The following is a 22010-nucleotide window of genomic DNA, read 5'->3' on the forward strand; positions in this document are numbered from 1 at the left end:
GCAGCGCAGGGCCGGTTTTTTTATGATGTGAAATGCTGAAATCTTGACTCATCATAAGGCATGGATGAAGGAACGGAGACTGTTTTAAGCTCAGGGTATGTGAGGGCAGACAGCTGGTTGCCAAATACGCAGCCTGTGTCAATATTGACGGTTCTGCCAACGAACCGAGGTTCTTTTACTGGTGTATGGCCATACACAATCCACGGTTTTCCGTGATACTCCTTTGCCCAGTCCTTCCGAACAGGCCGTCCATCTGGCCATGTTTCTCCAGTGACGGCACCAAATAATAGATAGGACCGCATCTGTTTATTCGGCTTTTTTCCAATATCCTTTTCCTTCATCGCTGCGTGTGCAATAATCAGCTCATCAGGAATGAGTACATCATAAAGCGGAGCCTTCTCGAATAACTGCTTAAATTCATGTGACAATTTGTTTTGTTCGTGAATTGGCAGTTTTTTTATTTCGTTCACTGTGGTTTCGATGCCATGAAGCAATTTGACGGGATTTCCTTTTAAGTAACGATAAAGCTTAAAGCAATGGTTGCCAGGTACATAGCGGATTGCGCCGTGTGAATAGGCATGAATGACAAATCGCATGACGTCTACTGACTGAGGTCCACGATCTGTTAGATCACCAACAAGGGCCAGCGTTCTCTTATCAGGATGGACGGGTAATCCATGTTTGAGTTCGTATCCTAGTTTGTGTATGAGGGTAAGCAGCTCTTCGTAGCAGCCGTGGATATCGCCAATAATATCGAATTTCATAAGGTTTCCTCCTGATTTTTTTCATCCATTCGTCGGATATAAAGAAGTTTGAATTTTAGAAAATATAACGAATGGCTTTCATTTCATTTGGGCAATTGTTAGAATCAATGCTTTAACGTAAGACTTAAAAAATTAAACATGAATGTTAGGAGGCTTTAGCCAATGGAGCATACATCTGTTTCATCACTCGTTGTCGTTATCATTGTCGCCTTTTTCACCCCTATTTTATTGCACCGATTTAAGCTGACCATTCCGGTCGTTGTAGCTGAAATCATCATGGGGCTCATCATTGGGAAAAGCGGTCTTCAACTGGTTGTCGAACATGATGCGTGGTTAGATACATTATCCATGCTCGGTTTTATTTTTCTGATGTTTTTAAGTGGTCTTGAAATAGATTTTTCTTCTTTTGAGTCAAAGAAGAAAGCACGAGAACTTCCAAATGGTTTAAAAGAACCAAATACATTTAAAGCTGCCACCATTATTTTTCTTGGGGTATTTTGTATTTCTTTTATTCTGTCCTATGCGTTTGTACTCGCAGGGTTTATCCAAAATGCCTTTTTAATGACGCTCATTATCTCTACCATCTCATTAGGCGTAGTGGTTCCAACTTTAAAAGAGGAAAAGTTGATGCAGACAAATATCGGTCAAATCATTCTGCTTGTAGCTGTCATTGCTGATTTGGTCACGATGATTTTACTTGCTGTGTTTTCCTCCATTTATGGAGATGGAACAGGGAACATGTGGCTTCTGCTCTTATTATTTGCTGCAGGCATTCTTCTTTATTTATTTGGCCGCGTATTTAAGACAAAGTCAATTTTTCAGTCGATGTCTAAAGGGACCGTGCAAATTGGGACAAGGGCAATCTTTACTCTCATTATAGTCTTAGTTGCCTTATCTGAATCACTCGGGGCTGAAAATATTCTAGGGGCGTTTTTAGCTGGCGTGCTTGTGTCCCTTCTTTCGCCAAATAAAGAGCTCGTTCAACAGCTGGACTCATTTGGCTATGGATTTTTAATCCCGATCTTTTTTGTGATGGTCGGAGTAGATCTGAATATATGGGCACTGTTTAAGGACCCGACGATTATGATCATGATTCCGCTGCTGTTTATTGCGCTGCTTATAAGTAAGCTCATCCCGATTCTTTATTTGAAAAAATGGTATGACATGAAAAAGGTCATTGGCTCCGGCTTTTTATTAACTTCAACTTTATCTCTCGTCATTGCAGCTGCGACGATTGGTGAGCGGCTCGGGGTCATTGATCATAAAATGTCAGGAGCGCTGATTTTAGTTGCTGTATTAACGAGTATTTTAACACCTGTTTGGTTTAAAGCGCTGTTTAAAAAAGAACAAGCGGCAGCCCATAAGAAGCGTGTGACCTTTATTGGAGCAAATCAGCTGACCTTACCTGTCACGCTTGATTTGCATCAGGATGAATATGACATTCGGATTTTGCATGTTTTTCAAGAAAATAAGGAAGCACTGCTGGCAGACTCTATCTTTGAAGTCGAATCAATTGAACAATACGATGATGAGACGCTGAGAAAGGCAGGCGTCGGCCAAGAGGATGTCCTAGTCGTCGCAACAGGCAGTGAGACGAAAAATAAGGAAATTGCTTTATTTGCAAAAGAAGAAGGAGCGAAACAAGTCATTGCAAGTGTCAACAAAGCTGAGGCGGAGCTGACATTGAAGGAAGCGGGAATTGATACGTTTTCTACTTTCCTGTCATCTAAAACGGTGCTAAGAGCTTTGATTGAAGCACCTGATGCGATTCGATTGCTAACAAATGAGGATTCTTCTTTGTATCAAATTCAAATGAACAATCATCGTTATCATAATGTCATGCTGAGAGAATTTCCTTTCACCGGTGATTTGGTATTTGTCCGCATTTTTAGAGGGGTAGACAGCTTAGTACCACATGGAGATACGACACTTAGAAGCGGCGACCGTGTGCTTGTATCGGGCTCCCGGGAGTATGTGGCAGGACTAAGAGCCCAATTAGAATGACAATGAACCCTTGACCAATGAACAATTCCTGATTAAGATAGAGGTACAACATCATATATTTGATCCACTAGGGGAGTCCTTTAAAAGGGCTGAGATAAAAGTGTTCACTTTTAGACCCTCATTACCTGAACAGGTTCATACCTGCGTAGGGAAGTGGTGCGGTTTTTGACTATGCTTTTTACAAATTCCAAGCCACTTTCCACGCGGAAAGTGGCTTTTTTATATGGAAAAACAGGAGGAGAGGAACATGACGTTTTCAACAGAATGTAAAGAGGCTGCAGCAACATGGTGGAATGGAAGCTTTACACATCCTTTTGTCAAAGGGATTGGAGATGGCACACTTTCACTCGATCGTTTCACCTATTACGTGATGCAGGATTCTTATTATTTAACTCATTTTGCAAAGGTGCAGGCATATGGAGCGGCGATTAGTGAGGACTTACATACGACGGGCAGAATGGCGTATCATGCCCAGGGCACGTATGAAGCAGAGCTGTCGCTGCATAGGAAATTTACAGAGCTTCTGCAGATTTCTGATGAAGCTATTGAGAACTTTAAGCCTTCTCCCACTGCTTATGCGTATACCTCTCATATGTACCGATCTGTAAAAAGCGGTCGGTTTGAAGAGATTTTAGCCGCGTTATTACCATGTTACTGGCTCTATTATGAGGTAGGTGAAAAGCTGAAACAAACAACACCTGACCATCCAATTTACCAAGAATGGATTTTGACATACGGAGGCGATTGGTTTAAGGAACTCGTCTTCGAACAAGTGAACCGCTTTGATGAACTAGCAGAAAAAGCACCAGACCATGTACGGGCCAATATGAAAGAAAATTTCGTGATTTCAAGCTATTACGAATATCACTTCTGGGAGATGGCGTATCAAAAAGAAATGTGGCAAACAGCATGCTTAGATGGGGTTGGTGCAAATGGAACTCCACGCAGTGACAAATGATTCGTTTCCTGCGGATGAACTGATCAAACAAATAAAAGCCATAGCGTCTGAAGTGGATTTTATTCATATTCGGGAAAGGTCTAAAACAGCAAGTGAGCTTGTTGATCTCGTGAAGAATCTCCTTTTAGAAGGTGTGCCGAAAGAAAAGCTCGTCATCAATGACCGAGTAGACGTTGCGCTGCTTACCAATATTCACAGGGTGCATCTGCCGGGCCACAGCTTTTCGCCAAAAGAACTGCGAAAAAAATTTCCTCACCTTCATGCGGGAGTATCTGTCCATTCGATAGAAGAAGCGAAAGCAGCAGAGAAAAATGGAGCAGAGTATGTCATGTTTGGGCACGTATATGCCACCTCTTGTAAACCAGGACTTCAGGCAAGAGGTGTACAGCTTGTGAAGAAACTGACTTCTGCACTAACGATTCCAGTGGTGGCCATCGGCGGGGTGACCCCAGAACGAGTTCCAGAATTGAAACAAGCAAATGTGAAAGGAATTGCTGTCATGTCTGGGATTTTTGCTCATCATCAGCCGCGTATGATGGCACAAGCATTTTCTGAAAAGGTAAAGGAGAATCCTTATGAAAAAGCATTATGACGTTGCAATCATTGGTGGTGGAATCATAGGGGTCTCCATCGCCTATCACCTTGCAAAAGCAGGAAAACAGGTGGTCTTATTTGAAGCGAATGAGATAGGGAAGCAAACGACAAGTGCGGCTGCCGGGATGCTCGGTGCACATGCTGAAGGAGAGGGTCATGAGGATGTTTTCTTTCAGGCAGGCAGAGCAAGCCAGGCATTGTACGAAAAATTAAAAGTCGATCTTCTTCATGAATCAGGCATTGATATTCGAACTTCAGCGGGCGGTATCATGAAGGTCGCCTTTACAGAAGAAGAGAAACAAGCCCTTTGCCGGATGCAGCATTTGTCTACATTTAAATGGCTTGACGCAAGCAGCGTAAAAAAATGCATGCCTCAAGTTACAGATCACATGCTGGGAGCAGGTTTGATTGAAGAGGATGTGCATGTGGAACCTTACGCTGTATGCAGGGCTTTATGGCAGGCGGCTGTCCGGTACGGGGCAGATGTGAAAGAGTGTACACCTGTGATCGAAGTGAAGCGGGACAAAGAAGCGTTAACTGTCAGAACAACGAAGGGCACATTCACATGTGATGACCTGACAGTCGCAAGTGGTGTATGGTCTGGCCGTTTTTTTGAAGAACTCGGATTATCTCATTCTCTTTATCCAGTAAAAGGGGAATGTGTGTCTGTATGGAATAATGGTCCGGCGCTCGCACACACCATTTATCATGATCATTGTTATATCGTTCAGCGAGATAGCGGAAAGCTTGTTATCGGCGCAACAATGAAGCCAAACGAGTGGCAGGCTGTTCCAACGCTTGGCGGCATGGAAGCTGTGATTCAAAAGGCGTCTCAGCTTATGCCTTCTATTAAGGAGATGCCGATTGAAGAGTGCTGGGCAGGCCTTCGTCCGGCGACAAACGATCGGCATCCTTATATCGGAAGACATCCAGAAGACAAGCGTATTCTTTTTGCTGCAGGGCATTACAGGAACGGTATTTTACTAGCGCCGATTACTGGAGAAATCATTCGTGACCTGATATTAGACGAACCGGTCAAAGAGGAATGGCTTCATGCGTTTCGTATTGGACGAAAGGAGGCACTATTCGTATGAAGATTCAATTGAATGGCAGAATCGTTGATTTCGATCAAGAGAATGGAACGATCTATGATCTGCTATCAGCCTATCAGCTTGAAAACCGTGTGGTGATCGTTGAAAAGAACCATGAAATCATTGATAAAGAAGCGTTTCAACAAGTAGAAATTCAACCAAATGACACGATTGAAATCGTTCATTTCGTAGGAGGAGGATGATCCAATGCTGCACATTGGCGGAAAAACATTCACATCAAGACTATTACTAGGAACAGGAAAGTACCCATCATTTGAGGTTCAAAAAGAAGCGGTGAACGTATCGGAAGCCGAAATTTTAACCTTTGCCGTCAGAAGAATGAACATATTCGAAGCATCTCAGCCTAATTTTTTGGAGCAGCTTGATTTATCAAGATATACGCTGCTTCCCAATACAGCTGGTGCAAGTACAGCAGAAGAGGCAGTGCGTATTGCCCGTTTAGCAAAGGCTTCTGGGCTTTGTGACATGATCAAGGTAGAAGTCATTGGCTGTTCAAGGTCTCTTCTGCCAGATCCAGTTGAAACATTAAAAGCATCTGAAATGCTGCTCGAAGAAGGATTTATCGTGCTGCCATATACATCTGATGATGTGGTGCTGGCAAGAAAATTAGAAGAACTCGGTGTCCATGCCATCATGCCTGGTGCTTCACCGATTGGTTCAGGCCAAGGTCTGTTAAACCCTCTGAACCTCTCATTTATAATCGAGCAGGCGAAGGTGCCGGTCATTATTGATGCTGGCGTAGGTTCTCCGAAGGATGCAGCTTATGCGATGGAGCTTGGAGCTGACGCTGTATTACTAAATACCGCTGTCTCTGGTGCAAAGGATCCTGTGAAAATGGCAAAAGCAATGAAACTCGCGATTGAATCAGGAAGACTAGGCTATGAGGCAGGACGTATTCCGCTAAAAAACTATGGGACAGCGAGCAGTCCACAGGAAGGAATGCCGTCATTTTGAGCACTCGTTATTCACGCCAGGAGCTTTTTCAGCCAATCGGAACAGAGGGTCAAAAGAGGCTAAATGACTCAAAGGCGGTCATTATTGGAGCGGGGGCACTTGGAACCGCAAGTGCTGAAATGCTCGTTCGTGCCGGCGTTGGATCTGTTACCATTTTGGACCGAGATTATATTGAATGGAGCAACCTTCAGCGCCAGCAGCTTTACACGGAGCAAGACGTGAAGGATCGACTGCCAAAAGCTGTGGCGGCTGAAAAAAGACTCAAGCAAGTAAACAGTGATGTGCACATCAAAGGAATCGTAATCGATGTGACTGCTCACAATATTGACGAACTTGTCAGCGGGGCTTCAATCATTGTCGATGCAGCGGATAATTTTGAGGTGAGAATGATCGCAAATGATGCCGCTGTCAAACATCAAATTCCGTTTCTTTATGGGGCCTGTGTAGCAAGTTACGGCATTCAATTCACTGTGATTCCTGGTGAGACGCCGTGTTTACACTGTCTGCTTGAACATTTACCCGCACAAGGCATGACATGTGATACAGCAGGTATCATCAGTCCAGTTGTGCAGCAGGTGGCCGCATATCAAGTGGCAGATGCACTTAAATATTTAACAGGACATCAAGTGACGCCAATTTTAAAATCCTTCGATTTATGGAAAAATGAACGGTCTGATATTCGATCGACCGCGTCTTTAAAGAAGAAGCAATGTCCAAGCTGTGGACTGAAGACCTATCCATTTCTTTCATATGACAAGAGAGCGAAGGCGGATGTACTATGCGGCCGCAATACGGTACAAATCCGCAGTGCAGCAGAAACACCGCCGCCTTTACATGAAGTAGCTCTTCGGTTAAAGAGGGCAGGAATGGATGTGCTTGAGAATCCATATTTGCTTTCGTGTCAAAAGGATGAGTTTAAGCTTGTCTTATTTAAAGATGGCAGAGCGCTTGTTCATGGTACGAATGATATTGCCAAAGCAAGAACCATTTATCATCAATGGATTGGCTAATGAGAGGTGTGAAGAAATGACGATCAAAAAAGCATTCACAATCGCGGGTTCTGATTCTGGCGGCGGAGCAGGTATTCAGGCAGATTTGAAAACTTTTCAGGAGCTCGGTGTGTACGGAATGTCTGCGATCACAGCAATTACTGCGCAAAACACACTAGGTGTTCACGGGATATACCCGCTTTCAATTGAGGCGTTAGAGCGTCAAATAGATGCAGTGGCAGAAGACTTACCGCCAGATGCCGTCAAAACAGGGATGCTGTGGAGTGCAGACATGATTAAAATCGTAGCTGAAAAAACGGTTCAATATGAAATGAAGCTGATTGTAGATCCAGTCATGATCGCAAAAGGAGGGGCCTCTTTATTAAATGAAGATGCGGTCTCTGCGATGAAAACACACTTGCTGCCTGTCAGCTATGCTGTAACACCGAATCTTCCTGAGGCAGAAGTACTAACAGGCATACGTATTCAGACGAAAGAGGACCGCTATGTGGCAGCGGAGCGTCTTTATGAGCTTGGCACGAAACATGTCGTGATCAAAGGCGGCCATGGTCCATCTGATGGGATGATTTCAGACCTGCTGTATGATGGAAAAGGCTTTATTGAAGTCACAAATGAACATATTGATACACCGCATACACATGGTACAGGCTGCACGTTTGCAGCAGCATTAACAGCTGAAATTGCGAAAGGATTTTCGATGAAGGAAGCCTTTGAAACAGCAGAAACCTTTGTCCATGAAGCCATTAAATTCCCTTTACGTATTGGATCTGGACATGGACCTACGAACCACTTTGCTTATCAGCAAAACAGAATCAAACGATAACGGAATCGAACCGTCTTCACTTGTGAGGGCGGTTTTTTCGCGAAAATGAAACTTTCTTTCAGCGAAAATTGTCATTCTCTTATGATCTGTGATAATATTATGATCAGGTACTAATACTATGTCTTGAAAAAATAGGAGGCTTTATTACATATGAACTTTTCTTTAGAAGGCCGTAATATCGTGGTGATGGGTGTTGCCAATAAACGAAGCATCGCTTGGGGAATTGCCCGCTCACTTCATGAAGCTGGAGCTCGTTTGATTTTTACTTATGTTGGAGATCGTCTTGCTGAATCGGTAAAAGAGCTTGCAAGCACACTTGAGCGTGATGATTCAATTATTCTTCCATGTGACGTGACAAGTGACGAAGAAATCGAAAAATGTTTCGCTGCAATTAAAGAAAAAGTACAAGTCATTCATGGCGTTGCACATGCCATTGCATTTGCAAACAAGGAAGAGCTTGTTGGCGAATACTTGAACACGAACCGTGAAGGTTTCCTTTTGGCGCACAACATTAGTGCATACTCATTAACTGCTGTAGCAAAAGCAGCACGTCCATTAATGACAGAGGGTGGAAGCATTGTGACGCTTACATACCTAGGCGGAGAGCGTGTTGTATCAAACTACAACGTAATGGGTGTAGCGAAAGCATCACTTGAAGCAAGTGTGAAATATTTAGCAGCTGATTTAGGCGCAGAAGGTATCCGCGTGAACAGTATTTCTGCTGGTCCAATTCGTACGTTATCTGCAAAGGGCATCAGCGGCTTTAATACCATTCTGAAGGATATTGAAGAGCGTGCACCGCTCCGCCGTACAACAACTCCTGAAGAAGTTGGCGATACAGCTCTATTCTTATTCAGTGATCTATCTCGCGGCATGACAGGTGAGAATCTGCATGTTGATTCCGGCTTCCATATCATTGCCCGCTAAACGAATACAAGACTTACAGCATACCGATGAAGGGTATGCTGTTTTTTTATTTTTCTTCTGATTTGAGGCCTCCGTTCATATATATAAGGAATGAATCATTCGGGAGGGATTAGTATGTCAAATAAAGGTGATGAGAATCAAAAGCCGCTGATGTATATTGTTCAGCCGAGCTATCAAGAATCAAAGCCGGCCATGCAAAATATTGTGAGAAAGCGAAAGAAATCAGAAAAACAGCCAGAAAGTGAGACCAATGCAAAAGACGTGATCAAAGAAAGCAAGCAGGAGGAACCTGCAGCTCAAGAAATAGAGCATAAAAAAGAAGCCGAGCCGCCTAAACTTCAACATGAACGAGATATAACACAAGAAGCTGAGTTTACAGAAGAACAAGAGATCCCACAAGAAGCAGGGCCTGCACAGGAACAAGAGGCTACACAAGAAGCCGAGCCTGCGCAGGAACAAGAAATCACACAAGAACCAGAGCTCATACAAAAGCGAGAGCCTCAAGAAGAAGAGGGAAACCAGCCAGAAGGTGTCTTTCATGAAACAAAAGAAGAACCAAGAAGAAAACGAGTGAAAAAGCCTTTAAGTCAGATGAGTATTGATGAAAAAGTCGATTTTCTCACAAGACTGCCTCATAATATGCCAAGGGCTCTTTGTCTCATTGAAGCTGATGGTAAAACATATCGAGGGATCATCATGGATCGAAAAGATGATACTGTGATCATTCGTACAGCAGGCGGGGGAAATCCAGTCGAATTAGCGATTGCTGAGATTTCTTCCATCCACCCGCTAGGTTTTTAATTAATAAAAAAAGTCCCATTTAGGGACTTTTTTTGTTAGCAGTTACGATTGATGAGTCGTGGGTTTAGGCACTCGATTGCGCAGAAGCAGTCAAGGTCTACTTCAACACAATACTTCGATTTTTCTAATCGGAACACATCACATAGGGAATCTTTATCTGTAAAATCTAAAATATGACGGTCTTTGTCAAATGCGATAAGCAAGCTGAGTGTTGCACAGTGATCACAGATATGTTCGACTCTGAAAAATGCAGTACTGAAGCAAGGGCCTGGATCTACTTCTCCGACGTTTCCGAATGCGACGAATGGTTTTGATTTGGATGTAAAGAGAACAAACGGGACAGTGTCACCTAATGAATGTGATGGAGAAAGGAGATTGCTGTAACAGCTGGTCGGGCAATCTTCTTTGACAGCATTTTGCAAGTCGCTAATGTTTTCAACAGCCTCTGTTACACAGCTCCATGAATGATTGCGGCTCATATTCAACCCTCCTATACTAGGAAATTTGTTTGAGTGTTTGAGCACTGTCATCATCTTCAAGCTATCTTTGCCGGCTCGTGCATCTACTTTTAACCAATGCGGAAGCAGCCGCTTCTTATGCTGACTGCTCCGCATGATTGGCTGTCATTCGTGAGGAAGGGGATGCTTTGACTCATGACAAGTTAGATGAGCGGCCTGTTGATTTAGCCGTGGTGATGATGCTTTTTATCTTTTGATGGCATGACTCTGTCGACAAGCTCTGGGTTTAAGCATTGGATTGCGCAGAAGCAGTTTAGATCAACCTCAATACAAAAGTCCGTTTTTTCTAGACCAAAGAAGTCAGGGTCACAAGGGTGACACACGCTTAGCGTATGTCCGTGTACATCAACAGGTCTTAATACAGATAACGTAGCACAGCAGTCGTGTAATTTTTCAACCCGGAAGAAAATAGATTCGAAGCATTGGCAATCGTCAACGAATCCTCCGATGTTTCCGAAAGTAGAGAACAACCCGCCCTTTTTATCAAAAAGTAAAAACGGAATCGTATCTTTTCCAGAAACTGTTGGGCTTAATAAATTACTGTAGCAGCTCGTAGGACATTTATCTTCTACAGCTTCCTGCTCTGCTAAAATCTTATCAACCGCATCGCATACACAGTTTTCATCATGTCGGCCATGGTGTTTTCCGCAGCTCATGGATTTCAGCTCCTTTAACAAGGTATTTGACTTTAGTCCTTAACAACATATGTATGCGCCCTCTAGTTGGTGTGGGTAAATGACCATTTATATTTGATGTATTTTGATAAAAGGAAAAGCAGAGCTTTTCGCTCTGCTTTTGTACATTAGAGGATACCGATTGCAACGATTGTCGCAACAAGTGTTTGAGTAAGTGTTTGGATTGCGATAGAGATGTCCGCATCGATTGTAGATACTGTAACGTTTCTTGAATTTTCGATGACAAGTTTTTGGCGGTTTGTTTGTTTGTGAGTAGCGGCTTGTAAAAGATCCTGCGTAACGCGGTCTGCCAAATCACCGTCAGCGATTGAGATATTTGTAATAGTGATGATCGCTGTTTGAATCGCTACTTGGATAGATGCTGCAACCTGTGCATCAACAGAAGAGACGTTAATGTCACAAGAGTCTCTGACGATAATGACTTCTTCAGATGTCTGCTTTGTGAAACTTACTTGATCCAAGTCTTGTAAGACATCTTCATCATCATAATAGTCGTCACAAAGTGCTTTTCTTTCATAGTTGCAATCGTCGTGGTGTCTGTGGTGTCCGTGATGTCCGTGGTGTGTACAGTTACGATCTAGAGCGACCCAAGAATATGGTTTAGAATCCATTTCTATTCCTCCTTCCGTTTACTTTATTAAATGCTGGAATGCGTGGTTTTGTCTCGGGCATTTACCCTAGCAGGCAACCCATTTTTATTTAATCGTTATTACGCTGCGCATCACGGCGTTGCTGAATACGATTTCGAAGTGAATTTCGTTTTGGACGTACTTTTGGTTCAGGCTCTACTTGTTCCGGCTGTTTTGCTGCCTCAGCCTGCCTTTTTTTCTCCTGCTGCTGTTCTACGAAATCATTTGCTTTCTTTTGCAAGTCCTCCACTAATTTCAAAATCATTCTTCTTTGATCATCTGAGATATTTGCTTTCTGATCATCAGTAATATTGTTTTTGTTTAACACATCACTGACAAGAAGACTTGTTAATGGATCAATATCAGTATTGATTTGAAACTCCTTTTTTTCGTTCTCTTCAGCCACGATGATTTCACCTCTTTCATACGTCATGTTAGAAAAAGAAAGGGTCAAAGAATGCCGGCTTCAACTAAGAGTACATTCAATGTTTGAGTGAGAATTTGGACGGAGTTCATAATGGATGCATCTGATAATGTAATCGTAATGTTATGGCAGTTGATGATTTGAATCACAGTTTTCTTTTGGACTGTCACTTGTTGTGTGGATAAAAGCTGATCTGTGATGTCGGCAGCCACTTCATCGTCTGGTACAAGAATTTGGATTAAAAGAGTAATGATTGTCGTTACGGTCGCTTGAAGGGAGAGTGCAGCTGTTACATCTGTTTTATGAATTGTGACATTTTCGGAATCTTTGATCTCAATGAAATCATCATAATTGCTGATTAATTCGTTTAACAGTTGTGTATATAATATTTCAGCACTTTCTTCAATAGACAATACTTTCACTCCTTTCTTATCTATACATTATTTAATGCAGCAAGGACGCAAGGTGGAATCGGAAAGTGTGAAAAAGTACAACCCAATTTTATTTCCGCTCGATTCATCATGACGATCTTTTTTCTTGCATATATAAAGAAAGGACGGAAAAAGAAGAAAGAAGGAGGTGGAGGCTTCTGAGCGGTGCTTTGTCATTTGTCGTGTTTGCCCTCGCATCCTTTAGACTGACGAGACTGATTGTGTTTGATACCATTACGGCCCCTTTCCGCCGTCTATTTCATGAAGAACAGGAAGAGGTAAACGAACAAGGTGAGGTCGAAACATATATCATCATTAAAGGGGAAGGACTGCGGTCTTGGGTTGGAGAACTGTTAAGCTGTTATTGGTGTACTGGCATATGGTGCACTGCTGCCTTACTTCTGATATACATACTTTTTCCTGTCATCAGCATGTGGCTTAATTTACTATTAGCGATTGCCGCAGCAGCAGGCATCATTGAAGCGGTCGTCTCAAAGCTTGTGAAATAAACAGGCATTCTGATCAGACACGCTTTCAACAAATGCATATACTATCATGGAATAGGAAAGGAAGGGTTGCGATGAAACCAAACGAAACGCCGTCACATACGCTTCAAGGTTATCCAGCGCAGTCAAATCAACAATCTGTATATACGAAGAAAATCAAGAAAACAGGCTGCGGCTGTGGAAACAAAAAGAAACCTCAATAGAAGAGAAAAACAAAAACCGGATTTATCCGGTTTTTTTGTTGCCCTTTTTTTGAGTGGTGCATATGTAAGAGAGAAGGGGTGACCAGAATGGATGCATTCGAACAATTAATTGGTTCCTTGTTCACTAAACCCCATGATGGGAAAGAACAAGCGCACGAGAAGGCTGAAATGGATCTAACGGATAAAGCGAATGATCTTGAGGAGCACTTAAAAGAATTTGGCGTGAAGATGGAGGCTTTTGCGAAAGAAACAGAAGCATTCATGATGCGTCATAGAGAGGCAGATTACGTATTTAAACAGCAGAAATAAAAATTCCGCACTTTTTTATGTGATCGTCCAAACCATTTCTTTCATTTTTCATACTTTGTAAGGGAGAAGAGGAGGTGCTTATATATGAGTTGTTACGGTGGCGGTTCTTGCGGCGGCTACGGAGGTGGCTACGGCGGCGGATATGGATCAACATTTGTTCTTGTCGTTGTGCTTTTCATCCTTCTAATTATCGTTGGTGCTTCTTTCTTTAACTACTAAAAAGTAAGAAGGTGAGGGAAGCAAGGGGGAAGCCTTTTGCTTTCCTTTCTCTTTGATCAAACAAGGCTTTAGGATAGGCACATATCTCGCCTATTTTCATATAGTAAGGTGATTACTCCACAAAGAGGAGGCAAATGAATGGATAATAAATTCTTTAAAAGCGTAGAAAACAAAACCGGTGTGAATATGAATGATGTGTTTAAACTTGCAGGTTCTTTGCAAAATGCCAACTTTAAAGATGAGAATACCGTTCGAGGTGTCATTAAAAAAGTAGCGCAGCTTGCGAACAAACGTGTACCTAAAGAAATGGAAGACAAAATCGTTCAATCGATTACAAGTGGAAAAGAAAAGCTTGATTTCAATACAATCTCTAAAATGATGAACAACAAAAAATAAACAACAGGCTCTCCGTTTAAAGGGGGGCCTGTTGTTTTTGCGTAAATAATTCACGGTTTTTCTTTAGAAGAGGATATAAAAAGCGAGAACGATGGGCCGTTTTTCCTCGTCTAAATGATGGAACAGACAGATAAAGAGATTGTTCAGCTCTTGTCATGGCCACGTATAATAAACGGCGCTCTTCTTCCAGCGCTTCTTCATCACCGTTTCTGAGTTCATCCAGTGAGAAATCATGGGGCAGTGCCCCGTCGACCACACAAGTGATGTATACTGTCTGGAACTCAAGTCCCTTTGCGCGATGGATCGTCATGAGCTGAACACCGGGTTCATCTGTTTTTTCCTTTTCGGCAGACTTCATATGTTCGGCATGTGCGAGAAAGGCTTCAATCGTTTCAAAGCGTTTGGCGGCTGTTTTCACATCACGTACATCATCCGCTCCTTTTTCAAGTACATTCGTATCGTTCACCCGTTTTTTTAAGTAATCCCCGAGTCCCATCTTTTGTTCAATAAATGTCACTGCGTCCGATGGCTTAAACGTCCGTAACGTTCGGAACAAAGGAACAATTGATTGCAGCTTTTTCCGCTGAAACGGCTGTATATCTGTCAGTTTTCCGAGCGCTTCTACCATTGAGCAATCTTCTGTGATGGTCAGTGCCTTTAGTGTATTCAGGGTTTGCTGCTTTAAAAAGAAAACCGGCAGTAGCTGTTTTATGGCGGCCACATCATCTGCATTCTGACTTAAAGAAAGAAAGGCGAGGAGAACCCGAACCATTCGTCTGCTGTAGAAGGCTTTGACGCCGGCATCCGTTTCATACGGAATGGCCGATTGATGCAGCCGTTCATAAATCGCACGGCCGCCTGTGTTCGTTCGAAACAGCACGCAGAAGTCATTCGGCTTTGCACCGTTTTTAATTTTCTCCTGAATATCTGCGACAATCATCGTCGCTTCCTCTTCTTCGTCATATGGATAGAAGAGCGTCGGGGGAATTTTCTCCGCGCGCACGGCTTTTAACGTCTTCTCATAACGATGCTGATTTTTCTTAATAATCGCATCAGCACTTGCGACAATCGTATGGTGAGACCGGTAATTCGCATGTAAATGGACGATCTGAGCAGAAGGATAGTCTTGTTTGAATTCAAGAATGAAAGCAGGATTGCTCCCTCTAAAGGCGTAAATGGCTTGATCATCATCACCTACACAAAATAACTGCTCTGATTCTCCGGCTAAAAGCTGAATCAATTGATATTGTACTGGATTAATATCCTGAAATTCATCCACTAAAATATACTGGAATCGTTCTTGATACCGTTTTAGCAGTTCGGGCTGTTCTGTCAGCATATGTAAGCAGGCAATCGCCATATCATCAAAGTCAAATTGCTGATTGTCTCGTTTTTGCTGTTCATATGATTGATAGATCGTCCACATGTGTTTTTCCTTTTCATCCTTCAAATCAGGAAGTTCACCTGGTAAAAAGGCATTTTTCCAATAGCCGATCGATTGCAGTACTTGATCAGTAGGGTAGTCTTTTTCATCAAGCCCTTCATTCATTATGGCTTTTCGAATGTATTGCTCCTTTTGCCAGTCAAACTTGATCAGATGCTGGCCGTTCCATTTGCTTGCGTCATCGTGAAGCAGCATTTTATAAAAAAGACTGTGGAAGGTGCCTGTCACTACTTGGCTGGCTTGTGAAGGATGAAGCTGGTATTGCTTGCGCAGTCTTTCTTTCATCTCATTGCTCGCTTTTGTGGTGAAAGTTACGAGTAAAATATGGTGAGCAGGAATATGATGATGGGACATGAGATAAGCCGCTCTAGCCGTCAGGACTCTTGTTTTCCCGCTGCCGGCACCAGCCAGCACAAGCATCGGACCATCTAAATGTGTGACAGCTTGAAGCTGCGGTGTGCTAAAGGTGATATGCGGGAAGAGGTCGATCGTATGAACTTCTTCATTCTCTTCTAAATGTAAGGCGTCGCTAAATTGAATCGACCTTGGTTCCTGCCAGTCATATGATTCGCTCGTTTGCGAGATGATCTGTTTGCCGGTTGGAAAACGGAAGCCGCCAAGTTCTTTATAAGAATCCCTTTCCTCTTGTTCTGCCGTTTTATTGTGATCTGCTTGTTCTTCAGCTTTTTCACAAATCTCTTGCTGAGACATGTGCTTATGAATAAAGGCAGGTTCATCATGTATATTTAATCTAAAAAAGACCGGTTGTCCGCAATATGGGCAGAATAATTGTCCTTTTTTTCCCTCGTCATGGAGGAATTGATAGTGTTCTCTCGAATACGTATGTAATGAGATCGTTCGATCATGTCGTCGTGCGCATTTCAAAGCTAGTCCTCCAATAGTCAATCAATCTTAAAATGAAACACATCTAATCATATCAAATGAGGCGTGTTTCAAACAGTCATAATTAGGGAATAGTAGAGTAAGAGAGAAGCAAAGGAGGCGTTCTTGATGGGATATATAGCCCCGATTCAGCCGGATCTGTATTTTCAGTATATCAATCGTCCAGCTCCTCAGGATAAAGAAGACTATGCGAAAGTAACAAAGGTTACCCGCACCTTTCATGACAAGATTTACAGAGAGCTGGAGAAAAAAGAGGACTTAGTGACAGAAGCGGAAACGAAAGTACAGCAAAAAAAGCGGGAACGCTTTGTACGAGATATGTTTATGGAGGAAGGCAAGGGCATTCATATCAATACGTATATATAAATGATTGCGCTTTCTTCCATTGGCGAACGATAATGAAAAAGAAAAAGCCAGGGCATCTTGAATGCTCTGGCTTTTCTTTTGGTCAAACAGACAGTGTTTTTGTCATTTTGACATGTTTGATTCCTGCTTCTTCAAACGGTTCAGAAACCGCTTTGTAGCCTTTCTTTTCGTAGAAAGGAAGAGCTTGGATTTGGGCATGCATAACCGCTTCTTTTGCTCCATTTGCAATCGCTTCTGTTTCTAGCGCCTCTAATAGTTTGTGGCCAAGGCCGAAGGAGCGCGCCTCTTTTAACACACAAATGCGTTCAAGCTTTGCCTTTGATCCCTCAATGATCCGCAGTCTAGCGGCCGCCTGAGGCTTTTTGTCATCATTGTAAATGACAAAATGGGTGGCTTTGTCCTCTAGTTCATCTATTTCGATCTCTACTGGAACTTCTTGTTCTTTTACGAATACTTCTTTTCGAACATAATATGCATCTTCTCGTTGTGTTTGTTCTGTTGCGATGACTGTTTTCAAATGTCTTTAACCCTCTTCTCCTAAAATAAATGTTTCATAGACGGTCCAAGATCCGTTCTCTAATTGATATAAAAGGTGGAAGCGATCCACTGTTTCTTCATGGTCAATCTTTCTCAGCTTTAATGTGCCAAGTACGTCTGAATGCTCATCATCGGATAGTTTTTGAGCGACTGTCACATGCGGAACAAAGGCATATTCAGGTGTACCAGCAAGTGGATCTGCGTACAATCTTTCATTGAGCGCCATGATGTCCTCGTTCGGTTCTACTTTCATATAAATGACGTTGTTTACAGGAGCGAATGAACTGAATTTTTTAATACGTAACGTAATAGGAGAAGCATTTTTTGCATAATCTCTTAACGTTGAGACGACCTCAGCCGCTTCTAGATCCGTTAATTCAAAAGGTGTTCTTAATGTTAAATGAGGCGGTATGAGTGCATAGTTCGGATCATAACGCTTCCGGTAAGAGTTCGCAATATCTTGCAATTTTTTTGATGGAAATATAACAACTCCGTATTTCATCATGTTCCCTCCTGAATAAGAAAGTATTTATTATTGTTTATTATAACAAAATTCAGTTGATTAACGAATATGGGAGCATTCTTTTTAACGAAGGCGCAATGAGCGGCTGCCAAAACGTCCATTTATGATCCCCTTCGAATGTCTCAAATAAATAATCCGCACCAGATTGTTCAAGAAGGGCCTTTAAATCTTCGTTCGGCTGAACAAAATCAAGCACCTGGCCATCTGTTGTTTTCACAGCGGTTTCCTCAAGCCCAATTTGATGGATAATGGCATAATGAGAAAGGGCTGTCGACTGTTTGACGGCTTCTAGAACCGACTCGTCAACGTAAGGGGACTGCAAAATCAGCCCGCCAAATAAAGAAGGATAATCAATGGCTGTCATGAGAGAAATCGTCGCACCAAGTGAATCACCAATAAACGTACGACCTGATCCAATTTGATAGGTTGGAAAGTGTTGATCAATATAAGGAACCAGTTCATTTGCTAAAAAGCGTTTATACGCTTCAAACTTTGTGCCGTCTGGATGATACGTGTTCCGTCTTTCCGTGACATTTTCATAAGGAACACCAATGATAATCGAGCGTTCCATTTCTTTGTTTTGCATCAATTCTTCTGCCTGTCTGCCTATTTTACCTAGGCGGAAATAATCATGACCATCCTGGGCAATGATGACATGATATGTATAAAGGGGGGAGTAATTGACTGGCAAATAGATCAAAATGGTCATGTCCGCCCCAAGTTCTTTTGACTGTATGGTTTCTTCTTGAATGATTCCTGTTTTCTTCACCATAATCCATTCCTCCAGCTAACCAAATTCATCATAAAGTGAAACGTTTCCATTCATTGTAACACGAAAAACAGTGTTGTTCCTATATGCTAACATGCAATCAAACCGTATAACATCAATTCTGTTATAAAATACAGAAAATTTTAATTAATCATGACATTTCCCCTTGAAAAATGAGATTTAATGGGTTACAGTATTAAGAATTAGAACAGACAGACAACACATTCTTATCGTGAGAGGTGGAGGGACTGGCCCTTTGAAACCTCAGCAACCGGTATGCATCACTTCATGTGATGTACCAAGGTGCTAAATCCAGCAAGCAGCTTTTTTGCTTGGAAGATAAGAGGAAGCGATTAAACCCCTTCTTCTTATGAAGAAGGGGTTTTCTGTTTTGAAATCAGATTTTTACTTAGGATGGTGTCAAATGACAGAACATGTGGAAACGAAATTAGCGCAGATTGGAAACCGTAGCGAAGAGGTGACTGGCACTGTCAGTCCTCCCGTTTATCTTTCGACAGCATACAGACATAGAGGCATAGGGGAATCTACAGGATTTGATTACATTCGAACGAAAAACCCAACAAGACAGCTCGTAGAGGATGCAATTGCTTCACTCGAAGAAGGGACGGCCGGTTTTGCCTTCAGTTCGGGAATGGCGGCGATCCAAACGATCATGGCTCTATTTGAAAGCGGAGATGAACTCATCGTCTCTTCAGACCTATATGGCGGTACATACCGTTTGTTTGAAAACGAATGGAAAAAGTACGGCTTACGTTTTCTTTATGATGATTTTTCAGATGAAGACTGTTTACGCTCTAAAATCACGCCAAACACAAAAGCGGTCTTTATTGAAACACCGACAAATCCACTGATGCAGGAAGCTGATATTCAAAAAATAGCGAAGATTGCAAAAGATTATGGCGCTTTGGTGATTGTCGATAACACCTTTTACACACCAGTCTTGCAAAAGCCCATTACGCTTGGAGCGGACATTGTCATTCATAGCGCAACCAAATATTTAGGCGGACATAATGACGTTCTTGCAGGGCTTGTGGTGACAAAAGGAGAGCAGCTGTCTGAAGATATGTTCCAGCATCAAAACGCGATTGGAGCGGTTCTATCACCATTTGACTCATGGCTTTTAATGAGAGGAATGAAAACACTGGCTCTTAGAATGCGCCAGCACGAGGCAAATGCGAAGGAGCTGGCACAGTTTTTAGAGGAGCAGCCAGAAATTCAAGATGTGCTTTATCCAGGAAAGGGAGGCATGCTGTCATTCCGAGTAGCCAAAGAGGACTGGGTCAATCCATTTTTGAAGCAGCTGAAAACGATTTGTTTTGCTGAAAGCCTTGGCGGAGTCGAAAGCTTCATTACGTATCCTGCAACACAAACGCACATGGATATTCCAGAAGAGATTCGCATTGCAAACGGTGTATGTAACAAGCTGCTCCGTTTCTCTGTTGGCATCGAGCATGTAGATGATCTGAAATCAGACCTGAAACAGGCACTATCACAAGTAAAAGAGGAGGTACACGCCAAATGACCACACACGATTGGACACTCGAAACACAACTCGTTCATAATGCGTTTAAAACAGACCGTTCAACAGGTGCAGTCAGTGTACCGATTCAGCATGCATCCACATTTCATCAAAGCAGCTTCGATGAATTTGGCCAATATGACTACTCCAGATCGGGAACTCCGACACGTCAAGCATTAGAGGATACGATTGCAGCGCTGGAAGGAGGAACGAGAGGGCTTGCCTTTGCATCAGGCATGGCTGCTATTTCAACCGCTTTTCTTCTATTATCAAAGGGAGATCATGTCCTTGTCACAAGAGATGTGTACGGCGGGACTTTCCGAATGATCACTCAAGTTCTTTCAAGATTTGGAATTGAGCATACCTTCGTGGACATGACGGATTTGAATGAAGTCAAAAGAGGCATTCAATCAAATACAAAGGTCATTTACATGGAAACACCGTCCAACCCAACACTAGGGATTACAGATATTGAAGGTGTCGTCCAGCTTGCGAAAGAGCATGGCTGTCTGACTTTCTTAGATAATACGTTTTTAACACCTGCGCTTCAGCGTCCGCTGGACCTTGGTGTTGACGTTGTTCTGCACAGCGCAACGAAATTTTTAAGCGGCCACAGTGATGTGCTGTCAGGCTTAGCCGTGGTGAAAGATAAGAAGCTGGGAGAGGAACTCTATTCACTGCAAAACTCCTTCGGTGCAGTCCTTGGCGTGCAGGATTGCTGGCTCGTGCTAAGAGGATTAAAAACCCTTCAGGTCAGATTAGAAAAAGCAAGCCAAACGGCATATGAACTCGCTACATTCCTCAAAGAACATCCTGCGGTGAAAAAAGTATACTACCCAGGCTTAGATGACCATCCGGGTGCAGATATTCAGCGAAAGCAAGCAAGCGGAGCAGGAGCCGTTCTCTCATTTGAACTAGAAAACCAAGCGGCTGTCAAAGAATTGGTGGATGCCGTTACATTACCTGTATTCGCCGTCAGCCTCGGCGCCGTTGAATCGATTCTGTCATATCCAGCCAAAATGTCACATGCGGCTATGCCAAAAGAAGAAAGAGAAAAAAGAAGGATTACAGATGGGCTGCTTCGTTTAAGTGTCGGAGTTGAAAACGGAGAAGACCTCAAACGCGACTTCAAACAAGCACTCGATCAACTAAAGCCCGTCCTTGTGAACCAATCATAAAGAAGGAGAGAAAAAAGCCGGCACAGCCGCCGGCTTTTTGACCTTTTTTGAACAAAACCATTGACGACTTAATATGATGGTTATATAATAGAGACTGTCAGTAAAAGAAAGCCCAGAACTGATACATAACCCGATTCCGTAGCTCAGCTGGGAGAGCGCTACCTTGACAGGGTAGAGGTCGCTGGTTCGAGCCCAGTCGGAATCATCGTTGAAACCCTTGCGTAGCAAGGGTTTTTTGTTTTTTTTGACAACGAATATTTGTTCTATTTATTTTAATTGGGGACGAATTGGGGGGCGAACTTTATCCGCCAGATTGTTTCCAGTTGGCAGGAGGTTTTCGATTGCTTGCCTAACAGTCTTCTCGTCTTTACCTGTTTTTCTTTTCAGATCATCAATTGTTGGATTCTTACGGAAGCGGCTCATATTATAAATAATTCGATAAATCTTTCTCTCGAGATCAGACAGACAATCAC

Annotated in this window: 29 protein-coding genes, 1 tRNA gene and 2 riboswitches; of the genes, 19 read left to right on the forward strand and 11 right to left on the reverse strand. The window is 42.7% G+C overall.

The window, feature by feature from the left end:
- Positions 1-20 precede the first annotated feature (20 nt).
- Positions 21-764, reverse strand: coding sequence for a bis(5'-nucleosyl)-tetraphosphatase PrpE (gene prpE / locus NSU13_RS05685; protein WP_120207294.1), 744 nt, complete (start codon positions 762-764; stop codon positions 21-23).
- A 162-nt stretch (positions 765-926) separates the two neighbouring features.
- Here prpE and NSU13_RS05690 point away from each other — a divergent pair, with 162 nt between their 5' ends.
- The 10 genes from NSU13_RS05690 (at position 927) to NSU13_RS05735 (ending at position 9947) form a co-directional block, all read left to right on the forward strand.
- Positions 927-2768, forward strand: a complete 1842-nt coding sequence (locus NSU13_RS05690; RefSeq protein WP_111927239.1) for a monovalent cation:proton antiporter family protein — start codon at positions 927-929, stop codon at positions 2766-2768.
- Positions 2769-2827: 59 nt separating this feature from the next.
- A riboswitch (TPP riboswitch) is annotated at positions 2828-2937 on the forward strand.
- A gap of 78 nt (positions 2938-3015) precedes the next feature.
- Positions 3016-3726, forward strand: coding sequence for a thiaminase II (gene tenA, locus NSU13_RS05695; RefSeq protein ID WP_024425024.1), 711 nt, complete (start codon positions 3016-3018; stop codon positions 3724-3726).
- Positions 3701-4318, forward strand: coding sequence for a thiazole tautomerase TenI (tenI, locus tag NSU13_RS05700; protein ID WP_046310578.1), 618 nt, complete (start codon positions 3701-3703; stop codon positions 4316-4318). The genes tenA and tenI overlap by 26 nt, the downstream gene beginning before the upstream one ends.
- Entirely contained in the window at positions 4302-5414 is a 1113-nt protein-coding gene (gene thiO, locus NSU13_RS05705; RefSeq protein ID WP_041117143.1) for a glycine oxidase ThiO, read from the forward strand. Before tenI ends, thiO begins: the two co-directional genes overlap by 17 nt.
- Positions 5411-5614: a sulfur carrier protein ThiS gene (gene thiS / locus NSU13_RS05710; RefSeq protein ID WP_024426466.1), complete on the forward strand. Its 204-nt coding sequence runs from the start codon at positions 5411-5413 to the stop codon at positions 5612-5614. The genes thiO and thiS overlap by 4 nt, the downstream gene beginning before the upstream one ends.
- A gap of 4 nt (positions 5615-5618) precedes the next feature.
- Positions 5619-6386, forward strand: coding sequence for a thiazole synthase (locus NSU13_RS05715; RefSeq protein WP_034282033.1), 768 nt, complete (start codon positions 5619-5621; stop codon positions 6384-6386).
- Entirely contained in the window at positions 6383-7396 is a 1014-nt protein-coding gene (locus tag NSU13_RS05720; RefSeq protein WP_101677372.1) for a thiazole biosynthesis adenylyltransferase ThiF, read from the forward strand. Before NSU13_RS05715 ends, NSU13_RS05720 begins: the two co-directional genes overlap by 4 nt.
- Before the next feature lie 16 nt (positions 7397-7412).
- On the forward strand, positions 7413-8219 hold the full coding sequence (gene thiD, locus NSU13_RS05725; RefSeq protein WP_101677371.1) for a bifunctional hydroxymethylpyrimidine kinase/phosphomethylpyrimidine kinase: 807 nt from the start codon (positions 7413-7415) through the stop codon (positions 8217-8219).
- A 150-nt stretch (positions 8220-8369) separates the two neighbouring features.
- Positions 8370-9146: an enoyl-ACP reductase FabI gene (gene fabI / locus NSU13_RS05730; RefSeq protein ID WP_024425017.1), complete on the forward strand. Its 777-nt coding sequence runs from the start codon at positions 8370-8372 to the stop codon at positions 9144-9146.
- A 114-nt stretch (positions 9147-9260) separates the two neighbouring features.
- Positions 9261-9947 (forward strand): CotO family spore coat protein, encoded by a 687-nt coding sequence (locus NSU13_RS05735; RefSeq protein WP_101677370.1) that lies wholly within the window; start codon positions 9261-9263, stop codon positions 9945-9947.
- A 35-nt stretch (positions 9948-9982) separates the two neighbouring features.
- On the opposite strand, the gene NSU13_RS05740 is transcribed toward NSU13_RS05735, so the two are convergent.
- The 5 genes from NSU13_RS05740 to NSU13_RS05760 form a co-directional block, all read right to left on the reverse strand.
- Positions 9983-10426, reverse strand: coding sequence for a CotY/CotZ family spore coat protein (locus tag NSU13_RS05740; RefSeq protein ID WP_070325709.1), 444 nt, complete (start codon positions 10424-10426; stop codon positions 9983-9985).
- Positions 10427-10629: 203 nt separating this feature from the next.
- On the reverse strand, positions 10630-11121 hold the full coding sequence (locus tag NSU13_RS05745; protein ID WP_003211658.1) for a CotY/CotZ family spore coat protein: 492 nt from the start codon (positions 11119-11121) through the stop codon (positions 10630-10632).
- A gap of 146 nt (positions 11122-11267) precedes the next feature.
- Positions 11268-11771, reverse strand: a complete 504-nt coding sequence (locus NSU13_RS05750; protein ID WP_034282028.1) for a spore coat protein — start codon at positions 11769-11771, stop codon at positions 11268-11270.
- Positions 11772-11859: 88 nt separating this feature from the next.
- Complete coding sequence (locus NSU13_RS05755; RefSeq protein WP_034282321.1) at positions 11860-12195, reverse strand: hypothetical protein; 336 nt, start codon at positions 12193-12195, stop codon at positions 11860-11862.
- A gap of 44 nt (positions 12196-12239) precedes the next feature.
- Positions 12240-12635, reverse strand: a complete 396-nt coding sequence (locus NSU13_RS05760) for a spore coat protein (RefSeq protein WP_223250954.1) — start codon at positions 12633-12635, stop codon at positions 12240-12242.
- A 167-nt stretch (positions 12636-12802) separates the two neighbouring features.
- On the opposite strand from NSU13_RS05760, the gene NSU13_RS05765 reads away from it, so the two are divergent.
- From NSU13_RS05765 to NSU13_RS05785, 5 genes are all read left to right on the forward strand, one after another.
- Positions 12803-13153, forward strand: a complete 351-nt coding sequence (locus NSU13_RS05765; RefSeq protein ID WP_024426459.1) for a DUF1360 domain-containing protein — start codon at positions 12803-12805, stop codon at positions 13151-13153.
- A 71-nt stretch (positions 13154-13224) separates the two neighbouring features.
- Positions 13225-13353 carry a hypothetical protein gene (locus NSU13_RS05770; protein ID WP_255290946.1) on the forward strand — a complete coding sequence of 43 codons (129 nt, stop codon included), beginning with the start codon at positions 13225-13227 and terminating at the stop codon, positions 13351-13353.
- An 87-nt stretch (positions 13354-13440) separates the two neighbouring features.
- Positions 13441-13662, forward strand: coding sequence for a hypothetical protein (locus NSU13_RS05775; protein WP_034282024.1), 222 nt, complete (start codon positions 13441-13443; stop codon positions 13660-13662).
- Positions 13663-13746: 84 nt separating this feature from the next.
- On the forward strand, positions 13747-13881 hold the full coding sequence (locus tag NSU13_RS05780) for a YjcZ family sporulation protein (protein WP_034282023.1): 135 nt from the start codon (positions 13747-13749) through the stop codon (positions 13879-13881).
- Positions 13882-14019: 138 nt separating this feature from the next.
- Positions 14020-14277: a stage VI sporulation protein F gene (locus tag NSU13_RS05785; protein ID WP_034282022.1), complete on the forward strand. Its 258-nt coding sequence runs from the start codon at positions 14020-14022 to the stop codon at positions 14275-14277.
- A gap of 16 nt (positions 14278-14293) precedes the next feature.
- Here the strand turns inward: NSU13_RS05785 and NSU13_RS05790 are convergent, their stop codons facing one another.
- The gene (locus tag NSU13_RS05790) at positions 14294-16606 is read right to left on the reverse strand and encodes an ATP-dependent helicase (protein WP_342489925.1); all 2313 of its coding nucleotides are present in this window, start codon (positions 16604-16606) and stop codon (positions 14294-14296) included.
- A gap of 126 nt (positions 16607-16732) precedes the next feature.
- Between NSU13_RS05790 and NSU13_RS05795 the strand changes: the two genes are divergently transcribed.
- Positions 16733-16990 carry a hypothetical protein gene (locus NSU13_RS05795; RefSeq protein ID WP_024425007.1) on the forward strand — a complete coding sequence of 86 codons (258 nt, stop codon included), beginning with the start codon at positions 16733-16735 and terminating at the stop codon, positions 16988-16990.
- Between the two features lie 82 nt (positions 16991-17072).
- On the opposite strand, the gene NSU13_RS05800 is transcribed toward NSU13_RS05795, so the two are convergent.
- Genes NSU13_RS05800 through NSU13_RS05810 form a run of 3 tightly spaced genes read right to left on the reverse strand, consistent with a single transcriptional unit; the run spans position 17073 to position 18822 of the window.
- On the reverse strand, positions 17073-17507 hold the full coding sequence (locus tag NSU13_RS05800) for a GNAT family N-acetyltransferase (protein WP_034282019.1): 435 nt from the start codon (positions 17505-17507) through the stop codon (positions 17073-17075).
- A 6-nt stretch (positions 17508-17513) separates the two neighbouring features.
- A complete protein-coding gene (locus tag NSU13_RS05805; protein WP_024426454.1) occupies positions 17514-18029 on the reverse strand; it encodes a YjcG family protein in 516 nt (171 codons plus the stop codon).
- A 52-nt stretch (positions 18030-18081) separates the two neighbouring features.
- Entirely contained in the window at positions 18082-18822 is a 741-nt protein-coding gene (locus NSU13_RS05810; RefSeq protein ID WP_214755263.1) for an esterase family protein, read from the reverse strand.
- A gap of 221 nt (positions 18823-19043) precedes the next feature.
- Positions 19044-19165, forward strand: a riboswitch (SAM riboswitch).
- Between the two features lie 78 nt (positions 19166-19243).
- On the opposite strand from NSU13_RS05810, the gene NSU13_RS05815 reads away from it, so the two are divergent.
- The 3 genes from NSU13_RS05815 (at position 19244) to NSU13_RS05825 (ending at position 21742) form a co-directional block, all read left to right on the forward strand.
- Entirely contained in the window at positions 19244-20362 is a 1119-nt protein-coding gene (locus NSU13_RS05815; protein WP_046310595.1) for a methionine biosynthesis PLP-dependent protein, read from the forward strand.
- Entirely contained in the window at positions 20359-21537 is a 1179-nt protein-coding gene (metC, locus tag NSU13_RS05820; protein ID WP_342489926.1) for a cystathionine beta-lyase, read from the forward strand. The genes NSU13_RS05815 and metC overlap by 4 nt, the downstream gene beginning before the upstream one ends.
- A 132-nt stretch (positions 21538-21669) precedes the next feature.
- Positions 21670-21742, forward strand: a tRNA-Val gene (locus NSU13_RS05825).
- A gap of 62 nt (positions 21743-21804) precedes the next feature.
- Here NSU13_RS05825 and NSU13_RS05830 read toward each other — a convergent pair.
- Entirely contained in the window at positions 21805-22002 is a 198-nt protein-coding gene (locus NSU13_RS05830; RefSeq protein ID WP_065214243.1) for a hypothetical protein, read from the reverse strand.
- Between the last annotated feature and the right edge of the window lie 8 nt (positions 22003-22010).

The organism is Bacillus sp. FSL M8-0049 (assembly GCF_038593355.1).
In the GTDB taxonomy this organism is placed as follows: Bacteria; Bacillota; Bacilli; order Bacillales; family Bacillaceae; genus Bacillus; species Bacillus safensis.

Coding starts and splice junctions, on each gene's coding strand:
- NSU13_RS05690 (WP_111927239.1), top strand. CDS start 927: ATGGAGCATACATCTGTTTCATCACTCGTTGTCGTTATCATTGTCGCC.
- NSU13_RS05715 (WP_034282033.1), top strand. CDS start 5,619: ATGCTGCACATTGGCGGAAAAACATTCACATCAAGACTATTACTAGGA.
- metC (WP_342489926.1), top strand. CDS start 20,359: ATGACCACACACGATTGGACACTCGAAACACAACTCGTTCATAATGCG.
- NSU13_RS05805 (WP_024426454.1), bottom strand. CDS start 18,029: ATGAAATACGGAGTTGTTATATTTCCATCAAAAAAATTGCAAGATATT.
- thiS (WP_024426466.1), top strand. CDS start 5,411: ATGAAGATTCAATTGAATGGCAGAATCGTTGATTTCGATCAAGAGAAT.
- NSU13_RS05795 (WP_024425007.1), top strand. CDS start 16,733: ATGGGATATATAGCCCCGATTCAGCCGGATCTGTATTTTCAGTATATC.
- thiO (WP_041117143.1), top strand. CDS start 4,302: ATGAAAAAGCATTATGACGTTGCAATCATTGGTGGTGGAATCATAGGG.
- NSU13_RS05750 (WP_034282028.1), bottom strand. CDS start 11,771: ATGGATTCTAAACCATATTCTTGGGTCGCTCTAGATCGTAACTGTACA.
- NSU13_RS05810 (WP_214755263.1), bottom strand. CDS start 18,822: ATGGTGAAGAAAACAGGAATCATTCAAGAAGAAACCATACAGTCAAAA.
- NSU13_RS05775 (WP_034282024.1), top strand. CDS start 13,441: ATGGATGCATTCGAACAATTAATTGGTTCCTTGTTCACTAAACCCCAT.
- NSU13_RS05770 (WP_255290946.1), top strand. CDS start 13,225: ATGAAACCAAACGAAACGCCGTCACATACGCTTCAAGGTTATCCAGCG.
- tenI (WP_046310578.1), top strand. CDS start 3,701: ATGGAACTCCACGCAGTGACAAATGATTCGTTTCCTGCGGATGAACTG.
- NSU13_RS05780 (WP_034282023.1), top strand. CDS start 13,747: ATGAGTTGTTACGGTGGCGGTTCTTGCGGCGGCTACGGAGGTGGCTAC.
- prpE (WP_120207294.1), bottom strand. CDS start 764: ATGAAATTCGATATTATTGGCGATATCCACGGCTGCTACGAAGAGCTG.
- thiD (WP_101677371.1), top strand. CDS start 7,413: ATGACGATCAAAAAAGCATTCACAATCGCGGGTTCTGATTCTGGCGGC.
- NSU13_RS05815 (WP_046310595.1), top strand. CDS start 19,244: ATGACAGAACATGTGGAAACGAAATTAGCGCAGATTGGAAACCGTAGC.
- fabI (WP_024425017.1), top strand. CDS start 8,370: ATGAACTTTTCTTTAGAAGGCCGTAATATCGTGGTGATGGGTGTTGCC.
- NSU13_RS05745 (WP_003211658.1), bottom strand. CDS start 11,121: ATGAGCTGCGGAAAACACCATGGCCGACATGATGAAAACTGTGTATGC.
- NSU13_RS05735 (WP_101677370.1), top strand. CDS start 9,261: ATGTCAAATAAAGGTGATGAGAATCAAAAGCCGCTGATGTATATTGTT.
- tenA (WP_024425024.1), top strand. CDS start 3,016: ATGACGTTTTCAACAGAATGTAAAGAGGCTGCAGCAACATGGTGGAAT.
- NSU13_RS05740 (WP_070325709.1), bottom strand. CDS start 10,426: ATGAGCCGCAATCATTCATGGAGCTGTGTAACAGAGGCTGTTGAAAAC.
- NSU13_RS05785 (WP_034282022.1), top strand. CDS start 14,020: ATGGATAATAAATTCTTTAAAAGCGTAGAAAACAAAACCGGTGTGAAT.